9 protein-coding genes are annotated in these 19,074 nt (G+C 49.0%); all 9 read right to left on the reverse strand.

Features of this window, described 5'->3' with window-relative positions:
• Nucleotides 1-321 precede the first annotated feature (321 nt).
• The 9 genes from MKY92_RS24900 to MKY92_RS24940 all read right to left on the reverse strand — a co-directional run bounded on the left by MKY92_RS24900 (nucleotide 322) and on the right by MKY92_RS24940 (nucleotide 19,072).
• Nucleotides 322-453, reverse strand: a complete 132-nt coding sequence (locus MKY92_RS24900) for a hypothetical protein (protein WP_339298004.1) — start codon at nucleotides 451-453, stop codon at nucleotides 322-324.
• 477 nt (nucleotides 454-930) lie between these two features.
• Entirely contained in the window at nucleotides 931-1,413 is a 483-nt protein-coding gene (locus tag MKY92_RS24905; RefSeq protein WP_339298005.1) for a hypothetical protein, read from the reverse strand.
• 1 nt (nucleotide 1,414) lies between these two features.
• On the reverse strand, nucleotides 1,415-2,209 hold the full coding sequence (locus tag MKY92_RS24910; protein WP_339298006.1) for an RHS repeat-associated core domain-containing protein: 795 nt from the start codon (nucleotides 2,207-2,209) through the stop codon (nucleotides 1,415-1,417).
• Between the two features lie 818 nt (nucleotides 2,210-3,027).
• The gene (locus MKY92_RS24915; RefSeq protein ID WP_339298007.1) at nucleotides 3,028-3,591 is read right to left on the reverse strand and encodes a hypothetical protein; all 564 of its coding nucleotides are present in this window, start codon (nucleotides 3,589-3,591) and stop codon (nucleotides 3,028-3,030) included.
• Complete coding sequence (locus tag MKY92_RS24920) at nucleotides 3,584-8,383, reverse strand: RHS repeat-associated core domain-containing protein (protein WP_339298008.1); 4,800 nt, start codon at nucleotides 8,381-8,383, stop codon at nucleotides 3,584-3,586. Before MKY92_RS24920 ends, MKY92_RS24915 begins: the two co-directional genes overlap by 8 nt.
• Before the next feature lie 182 nt (nucleotides 8,384-8,565).
• A complete protein-coding gene (locus MKY92_RS24925; protein WP_339298009.1) occupies nucleotides 8,566-12,051 on the reverse strand; it encodes a DUF5704 domain-containing protein in 3,486 nt (1,161 codons plus the stop codon).
• Between the two features lie 29 nt (nucleotides 12,052-12,080).
• Nucleotides 12,081-13,328: an S-layer homology domain-containing protein gene (locus MKY92_RS24930; RefSeq protein ID WP_339298010.1), complete on the reverse strand. Its 1,248-nt coding sequence runs from the start codon at nucleotides 13,326-13,328 to the stop codon at nucleotides 12,081-12,083.
• A 470-nt stretch (nucleotides 13,329-13,798) separates the two neighbouring features.
• Nucleotides 13,799-14,185: an immunity 22 family protein gene (locus MKY92_RS24935; protein ID WP_339298011.1), complete on the reverse strand. Its 387-nt coding sequence runs from the start codon at nucleotides 14,183-14,185 to the stop codon at nucleotides 13,799-13,801.
• A 12-nt stretch (nucleotides 14,186-14,197) separates the two neighbouring features.
• On the reverse strand, nucleotides 14,198-19,072 hold the full coding sequence (locus tag MKY92_RS24940; protein WP_339298012.1) for an RHS repeat-associated core domain-containing protein: 4,875 nt from the start codon (nucleotides 19,070-19,072) through the stop codon (nucleotides 14,198-14,200).
• Nucleotides 19,073-19,074: the final 2 nt, after the last annotated feature.

Here is a 19,074-nt window from a genome sequence, read left to right on the forward strand (position 1 = left end):
GTGGAATCCTTCATGCCTATGTACCTTTTTTCCTTGAATCTACTATTTTGCTATCATCAAATATATAGGACTTATTTAAATAGAATAGTTCAATAAGCAATATATCCCATTCAAGTTCCATGAATATTTTACCATAACATGATGCCTATTCATAGGTATTAAGACTTATTCTCCCTTGTCTGAATATCCCTGAATCCACATATAATTCTTCCTAGCTTACTTAAATAACCAAAGCTTTACATATGTACTTGCTACTCTCTCCCCACATCTTTTCTCACAACATAGGCTCATCATCATAATGAAAAAACCTTTAAATGGCTTTTAATTTCCCCCCACCGTCATCTTGACCCCATAGAAACGACCGATTCGTTTATGGAACTCATTGAAGAAGTCCCAATATACGTCTGTAAATTCAATGACAATGCGGTCGATGGATACAGTGACCCCGTTCATGTGCCGCCCTCTCCCGAATTTTTTCATGAATTTCGGGCTTAATCAGAGGGCAGGTGGCTAGCCTTTAACACATGACATTCCCGATGGTGAAATGTTTAATTAACTCCTGACAATATTAGTGGTCGTCATATCCCAGTGATAAGATGCGACCACGTCTTTCCACCGTAACTATCGTTTCGGTTATTTACATTGTTGCGGCTCATTTTTGAAAAACTGTGAGAAAACGAAGATAACAAAAAACAGGTCAATCATGGTGGTATCTGACCATAATCGACCTGTTCGATGTAACGGAATAGCGTTATTTGGGTATAAAATTCGAGCTTTTTCGTACGTACAACCGAAATGACGAAATCATTATACGGGTATTACATGGGTTATGTGTGTTATTGGTTAAATGATGGGTTCATTCGACACTGGGTAAGCTCCCACCAAAGAAAAACCCCGAAAGGCATGAAGCCAATCGGGGTTAGTGTGGTGTCAATACCTTTCTAATTCTTCCACATGTAGCTGCGCAATTTTTCTAAACGGTTCGTATAATACAGATATTTTCCTTTGAAAGTCATTGTCCTCCATTAGAAGTGTATTCTTTTCTAAGTCACTGCTAATTGCATAAAACTCTTCACATTCAACAGATGCACCTTCACCACCATCTGCCTCGTCCCCGGAATTCAACAATAACTCTTGAAGAGATAACTTTCCTTCTAAATACATTAGATAATAATATCCAATTGTTGCATCGCTAGAAGGAACTCGATTTTTTACCTCGAACCTCTCTGAAATCAGTAAATCTCCAAGTGCATTACTTAACATTTCAATACTATTGGCTAACGAAATGTTAATCAACCACTCTTCGGCTGATGTTTGTTTTAGAATGCGTTTGTCAGCCCAATTTTGCCAGTCCTTCTTTTGGTAATAACCACTAAAAGATATCTCAAAAAGATAGTGCGCAATTGGTATCATACTACCACCTCGGAGTATTAGGATGAAGACCAGGAGTGTTCGGACCGTGTTGTGTAGAATTCTGCCATGGGTTTGGATGATGATGTGGGCTTTCATGATGATGTGGTTTCCCATGGTTTGTATAATCGTTATTTCCAATCCTTCTGCCGAACTGGTCATAAATTGTTTCTCTGTTGTACAGCTCGCCAGTATTACTTAATTTTTGGTCTATAATGCTCCGCGTACCAAGTGCAGTATACGTTCTCCCTCTTGTGTTTGGTGCTCCCTTATAGTCCGGATTTATATCCTGCTTCCAGTACCTTTGATATCGAGCCGCTTCTGAAGCGTCCATATCATCAACAAAAGTCCTAGGATTTCCCGTCCCCTCAGTCTCACACTTCATCAACCCCGGCGGATCAATGTAACTCACCGGGTTCCCGTTCACATACGCATACCGGTTAAAGGTCTGCCCCTCCTGAATCTCTCCACGGATCACATCTCGGTTCAGGAACCGTTTCAGCTTCGGATCATAATACCGTGCCCGTATGTAATACAGTCCGTTGGCATCGGTCATGACACCATCTCGACCATTATACGCAAATGGCTGCTGGGTCAAGCCTTCATGTTGCTCCAGTTCCCCATATAATCCATACGTATAGCGGTCCGTCACCCGGTTCTGCTCGTCCGTTAGCAACGTCGTACTACCACGTAGGTCATAGTGGTAACTGAGATAGGTTCCGTCAGCATCTTCTCGGCCAATCAGTCCGAGTCCATACACGTACCGCGCCTTCACATTCCCCTCGCCGTGCATCTCCATCAGCACCCGGCTCAGTTCATGCGCATCGTCAATCCTTTTACATCCAGTGAATCCCTAGCCTATTTCTCAGAACCATATCTAACATAGTGTTCGTTCTCACACTTCATCAACCCCAGCGAATCAATATAACTCACCGAATTCCCGTTCACATACGCATACCGGTTAAACGTCTACCCATCCTAAATTTCTCCGCGAATTACATCCCGGTTCAGGAACCGTTTCAACTTCGGGTCATAGTACCGTGTCCGCTTGTAATACAGTCATAAGGATGTTAACAGTTTAATATAAGAAAACCTGGCTCTTCGCTATACTTCGTGGCTAAAGTTACATTTTCTAGACTGATAGAGCGATTTGACATGGAGCCTCTGCGGGCATGAGTACTCGCGAAAGCCGCGAAGCATAGGGACTTCGCGTTGCTAACCAGCTTATCATGCCCGCCTCTCCATATAAAATCGCAGTCTTGTATTCCATTCGATGTAGCGAGGAAGCGAAAACCTTGAACGGCTTAAAACAGCGCTCAAGGTTTTCTTACATATATTAATAGTAATTTAGATGCAGGCGCTTCATTTATAATAGCTTTACATTGGTAAGGTAAAAATCCCCCAGGATTGATTCATAGTCGTAGAACAAGCTTATAGTTAATGCAATTCTACTAATTCCTCTTCATATCCTCGCTAGTTTGCCTTACCAAACAGGTTTGCAATTTTATCTATTTTCTTATCTGAGTATTAATCAGAATTTTTTGAGTAGATTTCGCACTTCATATCACAATCTGTCAAAAGAAAATAACATAGTAATAGATTTTTTATTCCTTCTTCTCAAGTAAATCTGCTAAAAGGATACGGCTCTTTCCATAGATTAACAGACAACCCCATTTCACGAACTTGTTTTACTGCCTTCTCACAATCTATCGTACTTCCAATGTCAACATAATAATCATAATCAAATCTTACAAACATTGAATCTGATTCCAACTCCACCCAGATATATTCTCTTAAAGCTAAACGAGAAATAAACTCCACCTCATTCAAACCTATACTAGTCCCCTTCTCAACTAATTGATAAAACTTAAGCATCTCTGTGTAATCTTCCAAAGAAAATCCCTTTTTTATGATACTATCTTTTATCACTTCCAGATCTAATGGTTTTTCAAGTTGTCTAACAAATATTTTGGAGGAATCTAAATTAATCATAAATATTTTAATTGCTCTAATAAACATTTCCTCTGTACGTAAGTAGTCATTTACCGTAAATTTATTCCCATCATATATCTTCCCAATATCAGAAACAGAAGTCCATGTAGGTTTTTTGCCTTGTTGATGTAGAGGGTGCTCGTCATCTGTATACTTAGTTATTTGCCAAAAGTATTTAATTTCAATCACCTATCCGATTTAAATTTTTATCATACGTTCCTTTTCTTGTTTCTTTCCTAAACAAATCCGTAATTGAATTTGCTTTCTTCCATACTCCCCCATTATCAGTTGAGCCATTCTGTCTAGGTGTATCAGGAGAGATATAATCCTTCCCATTAGTGTACACTGCTCTACCATGAGATTTTGTGTTTTCATCAACTCGTCTATAACCCAACATTTCTGCACCAATATCCGCTTCCTTATCAGTCCGATAAGGCCCATTCGGTGGTGTTGTTTTTGCAGAAGGTGTCCAATCTCCTGTTTTATTATTGTAATCATTTGTTCTTTGAGCTTTACGCTCGTAGTATCCACCGTAGGGATCGGCAGTCCCACACTTCATCAACCCCAGTGGATCAATGTAACTTACCGGATTCCCGTTCACATACGCATACCGGTTAAACGTCTGTCCATCCTGAATCTCTCCACGGATCACATCTCGGTTCAGGAACCGTTTCAGCTTTGGATCATAGTACCGTGCTCGCATGTAATATAGTCCGTTGGCATCGGTCATGACCCCATCTCGACCATTATACGCAAACGGTTGCTGGGTTAATCCTTCATGTTGCTCCAGTTCCCCATATAGTCCGTACGTATAGCGATCCGTCACCTGGTTACGTTCATCCGTCAGCAACGTCGTACTGCCACGCAGGTCGTAGTGGTAACTCAGATACGTTCCGTCGGCATCTTCGCGCCCGATTAGCCCCAGACCATAGATGTAACGGGATGTCACATTCCCTTCCCCATCCATCTCCATCAGCACCCCGCTCAGTTCATGTGCATCGTCGATGACATAGCGGGTCACTTGCCCTCGCTGCGCGATTTCAATCCGATCCCCCTGCGGGTTGTAGCGATACCTCAGTTTCCCTGCCTTCACCAGACGATTTCGAGCATCGTATTCGTAAGCGGAAGCGGTGTTACCATCCGTTGCATACAGCAGATTACCGTTGGCATCGATCTCGACGGGATAGTCTCCTACCCGCTGAATCCGGTTATCCCAGGTGTAGTGCAGATGCTGCGTGGGCGAAATGCTCGTGGATTCTGTTTCAGATGTCCCTACTTGTTCGGTTGTCAGGTTCCCGGATGGGTCATACGTGTAGTGTACAACACGGCCTGGCTGGGTGCCACTGCGTAGGCGCTTCAAGGTATCGTACGTGTACTGTTTGTTTTCTTCCTTCAACAGCAAGCCGCTTGGGCTGTATGCGTACTTGAATTGCTGTAAACGAATGCCTTGTCCACTCGTATCCGTCAGGCGAGTCAGTTGGCCCGCGGCATCATACTCCCGCTGCTCCTGGCTGCCGTTCGGGCGCCGAGTCTCGATAAGCTTCCCGCTTGCATCATAGCGGTACCGGGTCAGACGGCCGTTCCAGTCCTTCACTTCAGCCAGTTCACCCGTGGCTTGGTAACGATACTGCACCACTTTGCCATCCGGATAGGTCAGTGCCGTCATCCGGCCTGCCGCATCATACGCATATTGCAGTAGATGCCCAAATCCATCGGTTCGCGTAAGCAAGCGTCCTGCCGCATCGTAGGTTCGTCCCTCATGCTGCTCCGCTTCGAGCACACGCGCCACTTGTCCATCGGGCGTGTAGGTCAGCACGATTTCGCCTGCTTCATCCGTGGCACGGATCAGGCGGCCCGCGGCATCATACGTGTACCGGGTTTCCTGTCCCTTGGCATCCAGCTTGGCACTTAGCCAGCCACGATTATCATAAGTATACGCTGTCCGTGCACCTGCCGCATTTGTTTCCTGCAACAAGCGGCCACTGCGGTCATACGTTAGACGAGTCTGGTTTCCACTGGCATCGGTATAGCTCGTATTCCGATCTTCCCCATCCCATGTCTGGCGATAGGTCACTTCATCTGCGCCTTCGCCTTGAATGACTTCGGTCAGACGGTGCGCGGCATCGTAGCGATAATGACGGGTATGCCCATCCGCGTCGGTATCTTCGACGCGTTGATGGAGGGCATTAAACCGCAGCCGCGTCATGTGGCCGAGTCCATCCTGCCAGGCCACGGGGCGTCCTGCGCCATCATAGGTCAGCTGCTGGACAGTCCGCCCTTCGCCATCGATGACGGAGACCAGACGACCTGCACCATCAACGTGATACTTCGTGATGTGTCCTAACGCATCGGTCACGGTCTGCAATCGACCTGCGGTGTCATAGGATAGCTGCGTGCTTTCACCGAGCGCATTCGTTTCGGCGATCAGGCGGTTTTCGGCATCATAGGTGTACTCCCGGGTGTGACCGAGCGCATCGGTGAGGGTCGCCACTTCCCCGGTCGGCGTATACGTATACTGCATGGAGGCTCCAGACGGACGGGTATCCCGAATGCGCTGCCCACTGGCATCATACACGGTCTGCCACGTGAGGCCCAGCGGGTCGGTGATGGATGTCAGGCGATCTGCACCATCGTAGCTCCGGCGACTCACACTTCCTGCGGCATCCTTCAGTTCGACCAGTCGGCCTGCTTCATCCCAGCCCACCTGTAAACGTCGACCTTCCGGATCCAGCGTATGCTGCAGCTCCCCTGTCTCGCTGTAGGCATAAGTCCAGATGGCTCCCGTGAAGTCCTGGTACGTAGCCGTTTGTCCCGTTTCAGTATAGGTCCATTTCGCTATACTGCCATCTGGACGGGTCACTTCGGTCAGTCGTTGTTGTTCATCGTACTGGTAGCGGGTTACGCCGCCTTCAGCATCCGTTTCACGCGCAACTTGGTGGTGTGAGGTATAGTGATATTCCGTTTCATGACCCAGTGGGTCGATTTCGCGGATCAGATGCCCATCCGCATCATAGACATACGTCGTGTTTTCGCCCAGTGGGTTGGTGACACTGGCTATCTGTCCTTGTGGCGTGTAGGTATAACGTGTAATCCCGCCATCTTCGGCATGCACTTCGAGGAGCTGCAAGGCGTCATCATGCACGAGGGTGCGTGTCTGCCCCAGCCGATTGGTCACTGTAGTCCACGTCTGACCCGAGTGACTCTCGGTATCATAGTGGAAGTAGAATTTGCTTCCTGCCGCATCCGTCTGCTCCACAATTCGGTAAGATGCGTCGAAGGTGTTCGTGAACTGGAGGATGCCACTCTCCGTCAGGGAGATCAAACGTCCATCCTCATCCGAGACCAAATCGGTTACAACACCACCGGGCTCGATCACGCGAACCAATACGCCCTCCGGGCTATATTCAAATGCTACACGCCGTAGGGCATCCCTCACTTCTTTCAGTTCGCCTGTCGAGGTATAGTCCAAATGCAGGGATCGCTGGGTTGCCCGATCGGTTAGGGTCATCAGGCGACCCGCTACCTGATAAGACATGTCCAGGGTTAGGCCACTGGACTGCGTGTGACTGAGCAGTTGTCCTTCTTCGGTAAATCGATAGATCTCACGTGGCTCACGCGTTGTCAGTTTCCAACCATCCTCTTCCCGTTCGAGCACATCAAAGTACACATCGAGATCTGGACTTCGATAGGTTCCATCGGCTTGATAGATGAATTGGTTTTGACGTCCTGCTGTCCAATAGACGTCCACGGCAGGCGCGTGCTCAGCTGAATCTTGGATTGAAGAATGAACATGCAATCGCAGTCCGTATTGGTGCGTCCAGGCCGGGCCCAGTTCCCCTCGTTGCAGCAGGCCTGAGTGGTAGATCAAGGTCAAGGGCCAATCGGTAGCCCCATGCAGCGTCAGGATATCATGGTTCATAAACTGATAACCGGTAGCCGCATGGATCGGATCACCTGGACAGCTTTCTTTGTTGGATTTGGTTACATTCTGCGTTTCGGTGGTTCGCCCTGTAGATGGTTGATGCGGCGAAGAATCGATATCCTTCGACTTGGGCGCCCCTGGTACCTCTGCGCCTTTCGGAGCGTTACCTCCGGGTGTCTTCTTTATCATCGAAGCGGCCGCTGCAGAGCCCGTTCCTGCCGCCGTTCCTGCTGCAGCCGCTGCTTTCTCGGCATCGGTGAGTCCCGTATCGTGGCGTGTGGACCCGGCATCGCTTGGCGCATCGTCTGCTTTGCCCGTTGGTTTGTTACTCGTCATCGGCGCGTCACCTGTATCCCTGGAGCCTGCGGGGGCTTCACCTGCCTTGGTCGACTTCGGCGTCGCTCCGGCCATATCCTCCCCGGCTTCTCGGGTCGAGTTCCCGGGCACGCCCGCCTTGTTCGGGCTGGTCGGGATCGCATCGATTGCTTCATCGGCGTTGCGACCGACGGTTTTTGCTGCATCTGCAGCGTCATCCGCATGTTTAACGGTTTTTCCCGTCAGTTCCAGCGCCTCATCCGCATACTTGAAGAGGGAAGCGGCCTTATTGGCTCCTTTCCCCAGCGGCCCCAGCACGGCAAGACCACGCTCATACCAGGCCAGTTTCTCTCCGGTCAGCAGATCCCGACCTGTGATGGCCTCGATGATCCCTTTCACATTGCCGACGACAGGCAAGAAATCCAGCACCGTCCCCAATGCAAAGGTGAGGAAGCTCGCCAGCTTCCCCCAGTTGAATTTTTTGCCCTCCCGATCCGCTTGTTCATATTCTTCTCGTTTGCGACGGGTCAACTCCGACAACAGTTCCAGCTTACTTTGCAAGCCGTCCAGTTCCCGCATCAGGTGGGTGAATGTACTTTGTACCCCACCTTGACTGAGGGTTTTATAGCTTAGACTGTTCATGGACCGATTCAGGTCCGCGCGCAGATCCCCCATCTCATCCGCGGCTCCGTTCAGACTTTTTGAGGTCCGCTTCAGGTCAGATAGGCTGACTTCCAATTTCATGGCTGTTCCTCTTTTCTATGTACAATGGCGTTGCAATTCATTTTTTAAATTGATACTTCTTACTTTGCTCATCGTTCTAAATAAATGCGGTACACCGTAAGGCATACCGCATAAGCTCTACAACGTTCTCTCTAAAATACGACTAGACTATATCCTGCTATTTCTCTTTTCTACATCTGAAACTAATGCGGTACCTGCGCACTGAAATCATCGCGGCTAGAGCGATCGGCATGGTAAAAGACCACGTCTCCGTCCCGCAACGTCAAGCTGTTTCCGTAGCTATCCTCTACCTTACGCTGGAATCCTTCCAACAACCATTGATTCATCAGCGGAGCATGGATATATTGCAGATGAGGCGCCGCCAGATTTCCCTCTCGAATGGACTCGAAGTTAAAGTTCACCACGATATACCCATCCTTCAAGAAGATTGGTGATTTAGCATCCAATCCGCCATGCGTACGTCCATACTCAGCCAAGTTTGTTCCCGCTTGCACCACATAGGGCTCCGCGGGCAGACTGTATTCCCCGTACCATTGTTGAATGGCTGCATTCGCACGGAGGACATCGGCACTGGCGGTGGTGGGAATATTCGTTTTTGGACCAATAAATGTCCGCAACTGTTCTGGCATCAAGAGTAGACTATACCCACCTACGGGTGTTTTCATTTTCGTAAATTTGTCTCGATAGTACTCTTGGTACGCTCGTTCACTCATCATCCCCGGATGGATTTCACCATATCGGTTGTATTTGTACGTCGCTGTATCTCGCAGTTGTTCGGACGGAACTTGACGTAGCCGATCATTCAAAATCACGAACCGCTTCACTTGGTCTTCTGTCGAACCGATGCGAATAAAGTTCCGTTGGTTGGTGGAGTAGTACAGATCCACGGGCACACGTGTACTGCCATCCTTACCCACAAAATCAAAGGTTGGCGTAAGACGTATGCCGTCTCGTGGGCCGAACATGTTGCCTTTCGTTTTAAAATCAAACTTGAAGTGGTAACCCGTTTTCACGGCCACATTCTGGTAGCCTTGCAGTGGGTGACTGCCCGGGCGAATCGGGACGGTAAACTGGGGTTTGTTCCCCTGCTTGTCCCCATCGATATCCTGCGTGCCTGTCCAGTAGGTAATCCACGTTGGGGCAATGCTGCCCTTGAAGCGCCGGAAAACAAGTTCCCAGTTGTAGTCCGCAATATCCGTGATTTCAAAGTCATACAATCGGCCAATAACCTCGACGGATACTTCATCGGATGCAACGTGGTAGTACAGATCGGTATTCGCATCTGGCTGAGCATCGACTTCTGACTGCATAGGGTACTCGGACGGTGCATTTTCCGCAATGTTGCGAAACTCGACCTGGTAATCTCCCTCATCCACCCAGACGGGTAAATAAAAGGTCGTATCCAGCACAGGAACCTCAATGTCAATCCACGTATTTCGTGGATAGAACTCTGTCCGGTCGGCACTATACACATCAAACGGGAAACGCACCTGTTTGATCCGATAATACTTCGCATAGTCCCGATCTCCGTATCCCGGATACGAGCCTGCATCCAGATGCTGGCCGCTCGTCGGGATGCGAACGGTAAACGGTCGCTCCAAAATGAGCGCAGATCGATTCATGTTCGGCACGGTTTTCTGGTTATGCGGCTGGTCATCCGATACGAGCGAGTAGTTCACGACTGGGGTATGGACGGTGACGGTATTGATCGGATCGATTGGAAAGGTTTTTCCCCCACTACCTCCCAAAGTCATGGGATAGAGGGCATACTGAATTTCCCCTGTGGAGTCCGTATCCGCTTTATTCAAGAGTGTCCGGGGAATCAACAACCGATCTTCATAGAGCACCTGCTCCCCGGTATTTTTATACGAGCCAATCTTCGTGGGTGCCGGGATTTGCGTCGGGTTCGGTCCGTTCTCAACGACAGTGCTACCATCCATGACGTTGGTCGTCGAACCCTCCCACGTGAAGTCCAGCGCGTCATTTTTCACATCGGGTGGCCCCGTTTGACCTTCCGCCATGCCTTTAAGCAGTTCAGTATCATCCGGTACTTCTAGTGGTTCATATCCATCGCTTGCCAGCACTTCAGGTACATAGCTGATTTCTCCTGTTTCCTGCGGCATGACATGAATTTCCACGTCTTCGTCATGCTCCATCTCCAGGTCAGGCGGTGTGTACCCCTGAGGCCAGAGTATAATTCGACTTCCATCCGGGAGAGCATAATTCTCCATCTTGGCCTGCTCAATCGAATACAGTTCCACGTTATTGATTTTCCAATAGCTATAGTTTCGGTCAAAGCTGAACCTGTACGTGACGTCGACCGTATCCGAATCCTCTTTATCCGGTTGCGGGATGGATGTACCATTCGGCCCAGGCAGGTTAGGCTGTTTCACCTTCCAGGTTCGAACATACGTCAGTTCTGCTTCACAATCGTATGTAATCGTGCCTTGCTGTTTGCCAAAGGTATGCTGAAACAGATAGTTCATCGCCCACGTATTGGCATACAGATGCTCCGAGGTCGGTATCCCCCGCGTCGCATCAAAATGAATGCCGTTGGTTGGGTCATCCGCCAGAATATGCCCTTGAGCCCCCGGGTCCATAAAAGCAGTTTGTGGTGAGGCTACTTCATTCGGTGGATTTATCGTAGGTTTGCAACCTGCTACGCCACCAGGTTCATGCGGGATCGGGCCGTCCCCAACGGTAACATTTAAGTATGCTATGAGATCATATTCGTACGGAGTGCCGCTTTTCCAGCGTACGGATATTTTTGCAGTACCCGGGCTTACACCTTTGATCTTTCCGCTTGGGTTAACAGATACGACACTTTCATTATCTGATTTCCAAACCACACCCGGACGGGTCGAAATATCTACCCAATCGCCGAACTGCTTTGCTCCATGAGCCATCGTAGCCACTTCACCTTTGAGATTGGCTTCCTCATCTTTCTTTAAACGCTGCGTACCTGTAAGCCGAATTTTTTTCTGCTCTGTCCACTTGCTTCGCCATGTTATGTTTAAAGGTGTTAGATATAACGTGCTGTACTTGGTTTTGCCACTGGGGTTTTTGCCGTATTCTTTTGTGTATTCTTTTACGTAGTACTTTGAATCTATCTTTCCTGTTTCGGATGTTAAAGTTACTATTGTTTTGGTAGGATCCAGTTCGAGTTTGGTAATAAGAGAGTTTTTCCCTTGATATGCCGTTGTCTCGACTTTTGCGATATGTGGGCTCGGAATGAGAACATCAGAAGACACTTGCCTTTTAGTCTGATCCATGTACGTATCCGGTATATATGCTGGATTGTTGGCCATCTGTATTCGATCTCGAACAGATGTTTTCACAGGTGCATACTTGTCTCCGTCCTCAACATTGCTTGCTGGAATATTTCCATATGACGTTTCTGCAATCCACTTGAGACTATCAATTTGGTACCAGTACACCCCAGGGTTAGCCTGCTTGACCCCTTCAAACACCCTCACTACTTTTTGATAACCCGTTGGTCCCTCCGGTAGAGCCTGTACCGGGTTAGGAAACTCTTCTAATTCTTTCTGATCCTCAGGATCAGGACTGACAACAATCCTTTTTAAATCCTGGGCTTCGTTATCATTTGCTGCTATTGAAATACTATCCGTTGTAATGAGTATTAAAATAATAAAGAAAAAACACGACACTCCTTGTTTGATTCCTCTACATACATAGCTCATGGAATTCTAAAAAACGTGCTTGTATCTTTATCAACTACAAACGCTTCCACGGACTGGTTAGACGTGCCTGCTGACCTTCTCAAGAGAAAATTCATCCAAAAGGTACGAGGCACACCTTGTTTAAAGAACCCAGAATCCACATACTCCTCCACTGGCAAGTTGCTAATCCCATATGTTTTGGTAGTCCCGCTGTTGAAATTACTTACAGTTGTAAAGATATCTCCTACAGCTTGAACAAACGCTAAATTCCTTAAGTTATTCCCATTCGGAGTTACCGTGACTTCCATAAACGCCTCAAAGTATGGATCGCGGATAGGATTTGAATAATTTCTATCAATAAACATTTTCCCATATAAATTTTGAACCTTCGTCTCGGAATACGCATCTGCCACAATCATACGATGGGCCGTTATCGTTCCTAAATTATTTCGTAGCTTCACTTTTTTTCCAATCACATGATCAAAACTCGTATCGGTTCCATCCTCTCTCATGGAGTATCTATATAATGTAGCAGAAGTTAAATTTGTACCTGTCAGACCTACTTCCCGCATTTCATTTAAATCTCTGTACGAATCTGCCTTACTTTCTTGCACCTGTTGGTAACGAGACAAAATCACAGCAGCCTCTGCTCGTGTCGTCGTTTTCCCTGGACCAAATGTTCCATCAGGGTAGCCAGCCATTAAACCAGTCCCTAATGCAACCGAGACATACGGATAGGCCGCCTTCTTTAAACCACCTTTGTAGAACTCAGCTACAGGCACTAACGTGTTCTCTGTATCTGTATCTTTTAACGCTTGCTTGAAGTCTTCGTTTTGTGCGGCAAGACCTGAACTGAGCCACTTGGCCATTTCTTCCCGTGTCAATGCCGTGCTAGGTTTAAATCCGTTCGGATAATCCGAAGCTTTCAAAAAGCCGAGCGATACCGCACGGTTTACTTCTGCTTCACTCCAATGACCTGTCAAATCCCGAAATGCATTCGCTTGCTCCGACTCAGGAGTTCCTTTGGATACACGGGACAACAATGCCGCAAATTCCGCACGTGTTACCGTTGCTCCAGGCTTAAACGTCCCATCACTGTAGCCTTTAAAATAACCCTTGGACACAGCAGCATCGATGGAAGCTTTCGCCCAATGGCTGGCAGGCACGTCTTTAAATGAGGGAACTGCTGCATTTGCACTTCCGGTAAAAGAAAACATTCCAAGGACCAGCGCACCGCTTAGTAATAATTGTGTTACTTTTTTCAAATCTTTCACACTCCCATGTTGTTATTCTCTTCGTAAAATTCTGGGTATACCTATGTATCTCTTGAACCGTTCTTGCATGCTAAGAATTCTTAAAATATCACCTTCAATACTATGTAGTTTTCATCTTGCTTCATACTTTTTCAAGAATAAAAACTAGGTCTTCACTCATCCTAAAAGCCAATCAAAAATGCCATTTATAAGAATATTTTACCACTATAAGCTTGTGAAATATAGGTATTTAGGATTGATTTTAACAATCAGTTTAAGCGAGAGTATAACAAAACAGGTCAATCATGGTTGTATTTGACCATAATCAACCTGTTTGATGTAACGGAATAGCGTTATTTAGATTATACAACTAAAGCACTTGATGTGCGTACAACCGCTTTGAGGGAATCTTTGTACGGGTACTACATGGGTTAACTGTGTTATTTACTGAATGATGGGTTCAATCGGCACGGAGTAGCCCACTATCCATATTTTACCACACCTAAGAACCTGAAGTAATTCGATTGAGTGGTTGCTTCGACAATTTCCCCAGTGTATTCAAAATTATACAATAAAACTATTGCATTAAAATCATTCGTCAAACCTTCTTGCACTAGGGCAGTAAATCTTGGTGCAATTTCATCATCATAAGAGAACCCTTCAAGTAATTGATTCAAGTCATCACTTGCTTCTTCATAATACTCTGCTTCTCTTACAGCATCATCATATCTACGAATGTTAAAGTGCTTTGCAAATATGGATGGAACAAAATCACCTTCATCTGAATAAGAAACAGCAAGTAATCTATCCAACTCCTCAGAAGATTGAACATTACCTAGCCACAAAGATACGAAACCTTCCTTTTCCATGTTAATCCTCCTCTAAGGTTTTAATCCATTAGGCAAAGCATCTACGCCACCGTCAAATCTATAATTTGCCCAGTTTTGTAATCTTCTTTTAAACATGCCATAATCAGTAGAAGAATCAATAATTTCCAACAATTCATTATGTGCTTTTGTTGAGCCCTTACCACCATGTTTACCTTTAGGATTTACAAACTTGGTCTCGCTAATAAGTGTTCGCATTTCAGCAATCTGCTCACTCGTGACTCCCCATCTTTTAAAGACATCTGCTCTTGATACCATATGCCACTCATGTAACCCTCCAGGATGTCTAAGTCGGTCTTTAATAGTTTCTCTTAGTTTAGGATCTGCCCACACTTTATCAAATTCATCGGGAGTTAAGGAATTGAACCACTTATTAAACTCACCATTTCTAACTGACGGAACAGAATCAAGGATATTCCCCGTCCCCCCAGTCTCACACTTCATCAACCCCAACGGGTCAATGTAACTTACCGGATTCCCGTTGACATACGCATAGCGGTTAAACGTCTGTCCGTCCTGAATTTCACCGCGGATCACGTCCCGGTTCAGGAAACGCTTCAGTTTGGGATCATAATACCGCGCTCGCATGTAATACAATCCGTTCGCATCGGTCATGACCCCGTCTCGCCCATTGTACGCAAACGGCTGCGAGGTGACGCCTTCATGCTGCTCCAGTTCGCCGTACAGTCCGTACGTATAGCGATCCGTCACCCGGTTCTGCTCATCTGTCAGGAGAGTTGTACTGCCGCGCAGATCGTAGTGGTAGCTCAGATACGTGCCATCTGCATCTTCGCGTCCGATGAGCCCCAGCCCGTACACATAACGGGCTTTGACGTTGCCCTCGCCATCCAGCTCCATCAGCACCCGGCTCAGTTCAGGCGCATCGTCCATGACGTAGCGAGTCACTTGGCCTCGCTGCGCGAGTTCAATCCGGTCGCCTTGCGGGTTGTACCGATATTTCAGCTTGCCAGCCTTCACCAGTCGGTTACGGGCATCGTATTCGTACGCGGAAGCGGTGCTGCCATCCGTGGCATACAGCAGGTTACCATTGGCATCCATCTCTACGGGATAATCCCCTATACGCTGTAGGCGATTGTCCCAGGTGTAGTGTAGCTGCTGTTGTGTCAGCAAACTGCCCGGGTTTTCCGTTGGGGATGTCCCGACCTGTTCACTCGTCAGGTTCCCCGATGGATCATACATGTAGTGTACAACACGTCCTGGCTCGGCGCCACTGCGCAGACGTTTCAAGGTATCATACGTATACTGTTTGTTTTCTTCCTTCAGCAGCAAGCCGCTTGGGCTGTATTTGTACTTGAATTGCTGTAAACGAATGCCTTGTCCACTCGTATCCGTCAGGCGAGTCAGTTGGCCAGCGGCATCGTATTCCCGCTGCTCCTGGCTGCCGTTCGGGCGCCGAGTCTCGATGAGCTTCCCGCTTGCATCATAGCGGTACCGGGTCAGGCGACCGTTCCAGTCCTTCACTTCAGCCAGTTCACCCGTGGCTTGGTAACGATACTGCACCACTTTGCCATCCGGATAGGTCAGTGCCGTCATCCGGCCCGCGGCATCATACGCATATTGCAGGAGATGCCCAAACCCATCGGTTCGGGTAAGCACTCGGCCTGCCGCATCGTAGGTTCGTTCCTCATGCTGCTCGGCTTCCAGCACACGCGCCACCTGTCCATCCGGCGTGTAGGTCAGCACGATTTCCCCGGCTTCATCCGTGGCACGGATCAGGCGGCCCGCGGCATCATACGTATATCGGGTTTCTTGTCCTTTGGCATCCAGCTTGGCACTTAGCCAGCCGCGGTCATCATACGTATACGCCGTCCGTGCGCCTGCCACATTCGTTTCCTGTAGCAAGCGACCGCTGCGGTCATACGTTAGACGGGTCTCGTTTCCACTGGCATCGGTGTAGCTCGTATTCCGATCTTCCCCATCCCATGTCTGGCGATAGGTCACTTCATCTGACCCTTCGCCTTGAATGACTTCGGTCAGACGGTGCGCGGCATCGTAGCGATAATGGCGGGTATGACCATCCGCGTCAGTATCTTCGACGCGTTGATGGAGGGCATTGAACCGCAGCCGCGTCATGTGTCCAAGTCCATCCTGCCATGCCACGGGACGACCAGCCGCATCATAGGTCAGTTGCTGGACCGTCCGGCCTTCGCCATCGATGACGGACACCAGGCGACCTGCGCCATCATAGTGATACTGCGTGATGTGTCCTAGCGCATCGGTCACGGTCTGCAATCGACCTGCGGCATCATAGGAGAGCTGCGTGGTTTCGCCCAGTGCATTCGTCTCGGCAATCAGCCTGTTTTCGGCATCATACGTATATTGCCGAGTGTGACCGAGCGCATCGGTGATAGTCGCCACTTCCCCGTTCGGCGTATACGTATACTGCATGGAGGCCCCGGACGGACGCGTCTCGCGAATGCGCTGCCCACCAGCATCATACACGGTCTGCCACGTGAGGCCCAGCGGATCAGTGATGGATGTCAGGCGATCTGCACCATCGTAGCTCCGGCGACTCACACTTCCCGCGGCATCCGTCAGTTCGACCAGTCGGCCGGCTTCATCCCAGCCAATCTGTAAACGTCGACCTTCCGGATCGAGCGTATGCTCCAGCTCGCCTGTCTCGCTGTAAACATAGGTCCAGTTGGCACCCGTAAAGTCCAGATACGTGGCGGTTTGCCCGGTTTCGGTGTAAGTCCACTTGGCTGTACTGCCATCGGGACGGGTCACTTCGGTCAGTCGTTGTTGTTCATCGTACTGGTAGCTGGTTACACCACCTTCGGCATCCGTTTCACGCGCGACTTGGTGGTGCATGGTATAGCTATATTCCGTTTCCTGATCCAAGGGATCGATTTCACGAATCAGATGTCCCTCTTCATCGTAGACATACGTTGTTGTTTCGCCCAGTGGGTTGGTGACACTGGCCATCTGTCCCTGCGGCGTGTAGGTATAACGTGTAATACCGCCATCTTCGGCATGCACTTCGAGGAGCTGCAAGGCGTCATCATGCACGAGGGTTCGTGTCTGACCCAGCCGATTGGTCACAGTGGTCCACGTCTGCCCCGGATGACTCTCGGTATCATACTGGAACTGGAATTTACTTCCGGCCGCATCCGTCTGCTCCACAATTCGGTAAGATGCATCGAAGGTGTTCGTGAACTGGAGGATGCCACTCTCCGTCAGGGAGATCAACCGTCCATCCTCATCCGAAACCAAGTCGGTTACTACATCACCCGGCTCGATCACGCGAACCAATACGCCCTTCGGGCTATATTCAAATGTTACACGCCGCAGGGCATCCTTCACTTCTTTCAGTTCGCCTGTCGAGGTATAGTCCAGATGCAAGGATCGCTGGGTTGCCCGATCGGTTAGGGTCGTCAGGCGTCCCGCTGCCTGATAAGACATGTCCAGGGTTAGGCCACTGGATTGCGTGTGACTGAGCAGTTGTCCTTCTTCGGTAAATCGATAGATCTCACGCGGCTCACGCGTTGTCAGTTTCCAACCCTCATCTTCCCGTTCGAGCACGTCCCAATACACATCGAGATCTGAACTTCGATAGGTTCCATCGGCTTGATAGATGAATTGGTTTTGACGTCCTGCTGTCCAATAGACGTCCACGGCAGGCGCGTGCTCAGCTGAATCTTGAAACGACGATTGAACATGCAATCGCAGTCCGTATTGGTGCGTCCAGGCAGGTCCCAGTTCCCCTCGTTGCAGCAGGCCTGAGTGGTAGGTCAAGGTCAAGGGCCAATCGGTAGCCCCATGCAGCGTCAGGATATCATGGTTCATAAACTGATAACCGGTTGCCGCATGGATCGGATCACCTGGACAGCTTTCTTTGTTGGATTTGGTTACATTCTGCGTTTCGGTGGTTCGCCCTGTAGAGGGAGATTGCGACGAAGTTTCGATATCCTTCGACTTAGGCGCCCCTGGCGCATCTACGCCTTTCGGAGCACTACCTCCGGGTGTCTTCTTTATCATCGAAGCGGCCGCTGCAGAGCCCGTTCCTGCCGCTGTTCCTGCTGCAGCCGCTGCTTTCTCGGCATCGGTGAGTCCTGTATCATGGCGTGTGGACCCGGCATCGCCAGGTGCATCGTCTGCTTTGCCCGTTGGTTTGTTACTTGCCATTGGCGCGTCACCTGTATCCCTAGAGCCTGCGGGGGCTTCACCTGCCTTGGTCGACTTCGGCGTCGCTCCGGCCACATCCTCCCCGGCTTCTCGGGTCGAGTTCCCGGGCACTCCCGCCTTGTTGGTGCTCGTTGGCACGGCGTCGATCGCTTCATCCGCGTTACGACCTACGGTTTTCGCTGCATCTGCAGCGTCGTCCGCATGTTTCACGGTTTTTCCCGTCAGTTCCAGCGCCTCATCCGCATACTTGAAGAGGGATGCGGCCTTATTCGCCCCTTTCCCCAGCGGTCCCAGCACGGCAAGACCTCGTTCGTACCATGCAAGCTTCTCTCCCGTTAGCAGATCCCGGCCCGTAATGGCCTCGATAATGCCTTTCACATTGCCGACGACAGGCAAGAAATCCAGCACGGTTCCCAATGCAAAGGTGAGGAAGCTCGCCAGCTTCCCCCAGTTGAATTTTTTGCCCTCCCGATCCGCTTGTTCATATTCTTCTCGTTTGCGACGGGTCAACTCCGACAACAGTTCCAGCTTGCTTTGCAAGCCGTCCAGTTCCCGCATCAGGTGGGTGAACGTACTTTGTACCCCACCTTGGCTGAGAGTTTTATAGCTTAGGCTGTTCATGGACCGATTCAGGTCCGCACGCAGATCCCCCATCTCATCCGCGGCTCCGTTCAGACTTTTTGAGGTCCGCTTCAGGTCAGATAGGCTGACTTCCAATTTCACAT

Source organism: Paenibacillus sp. FSL R5-0623 (assembly GCF_037974265.1).
Lineage (GTDB): Bacteria > Bacillota > Bacilli > Paenibacillales > Paenibacillaceae > Paenibacillus.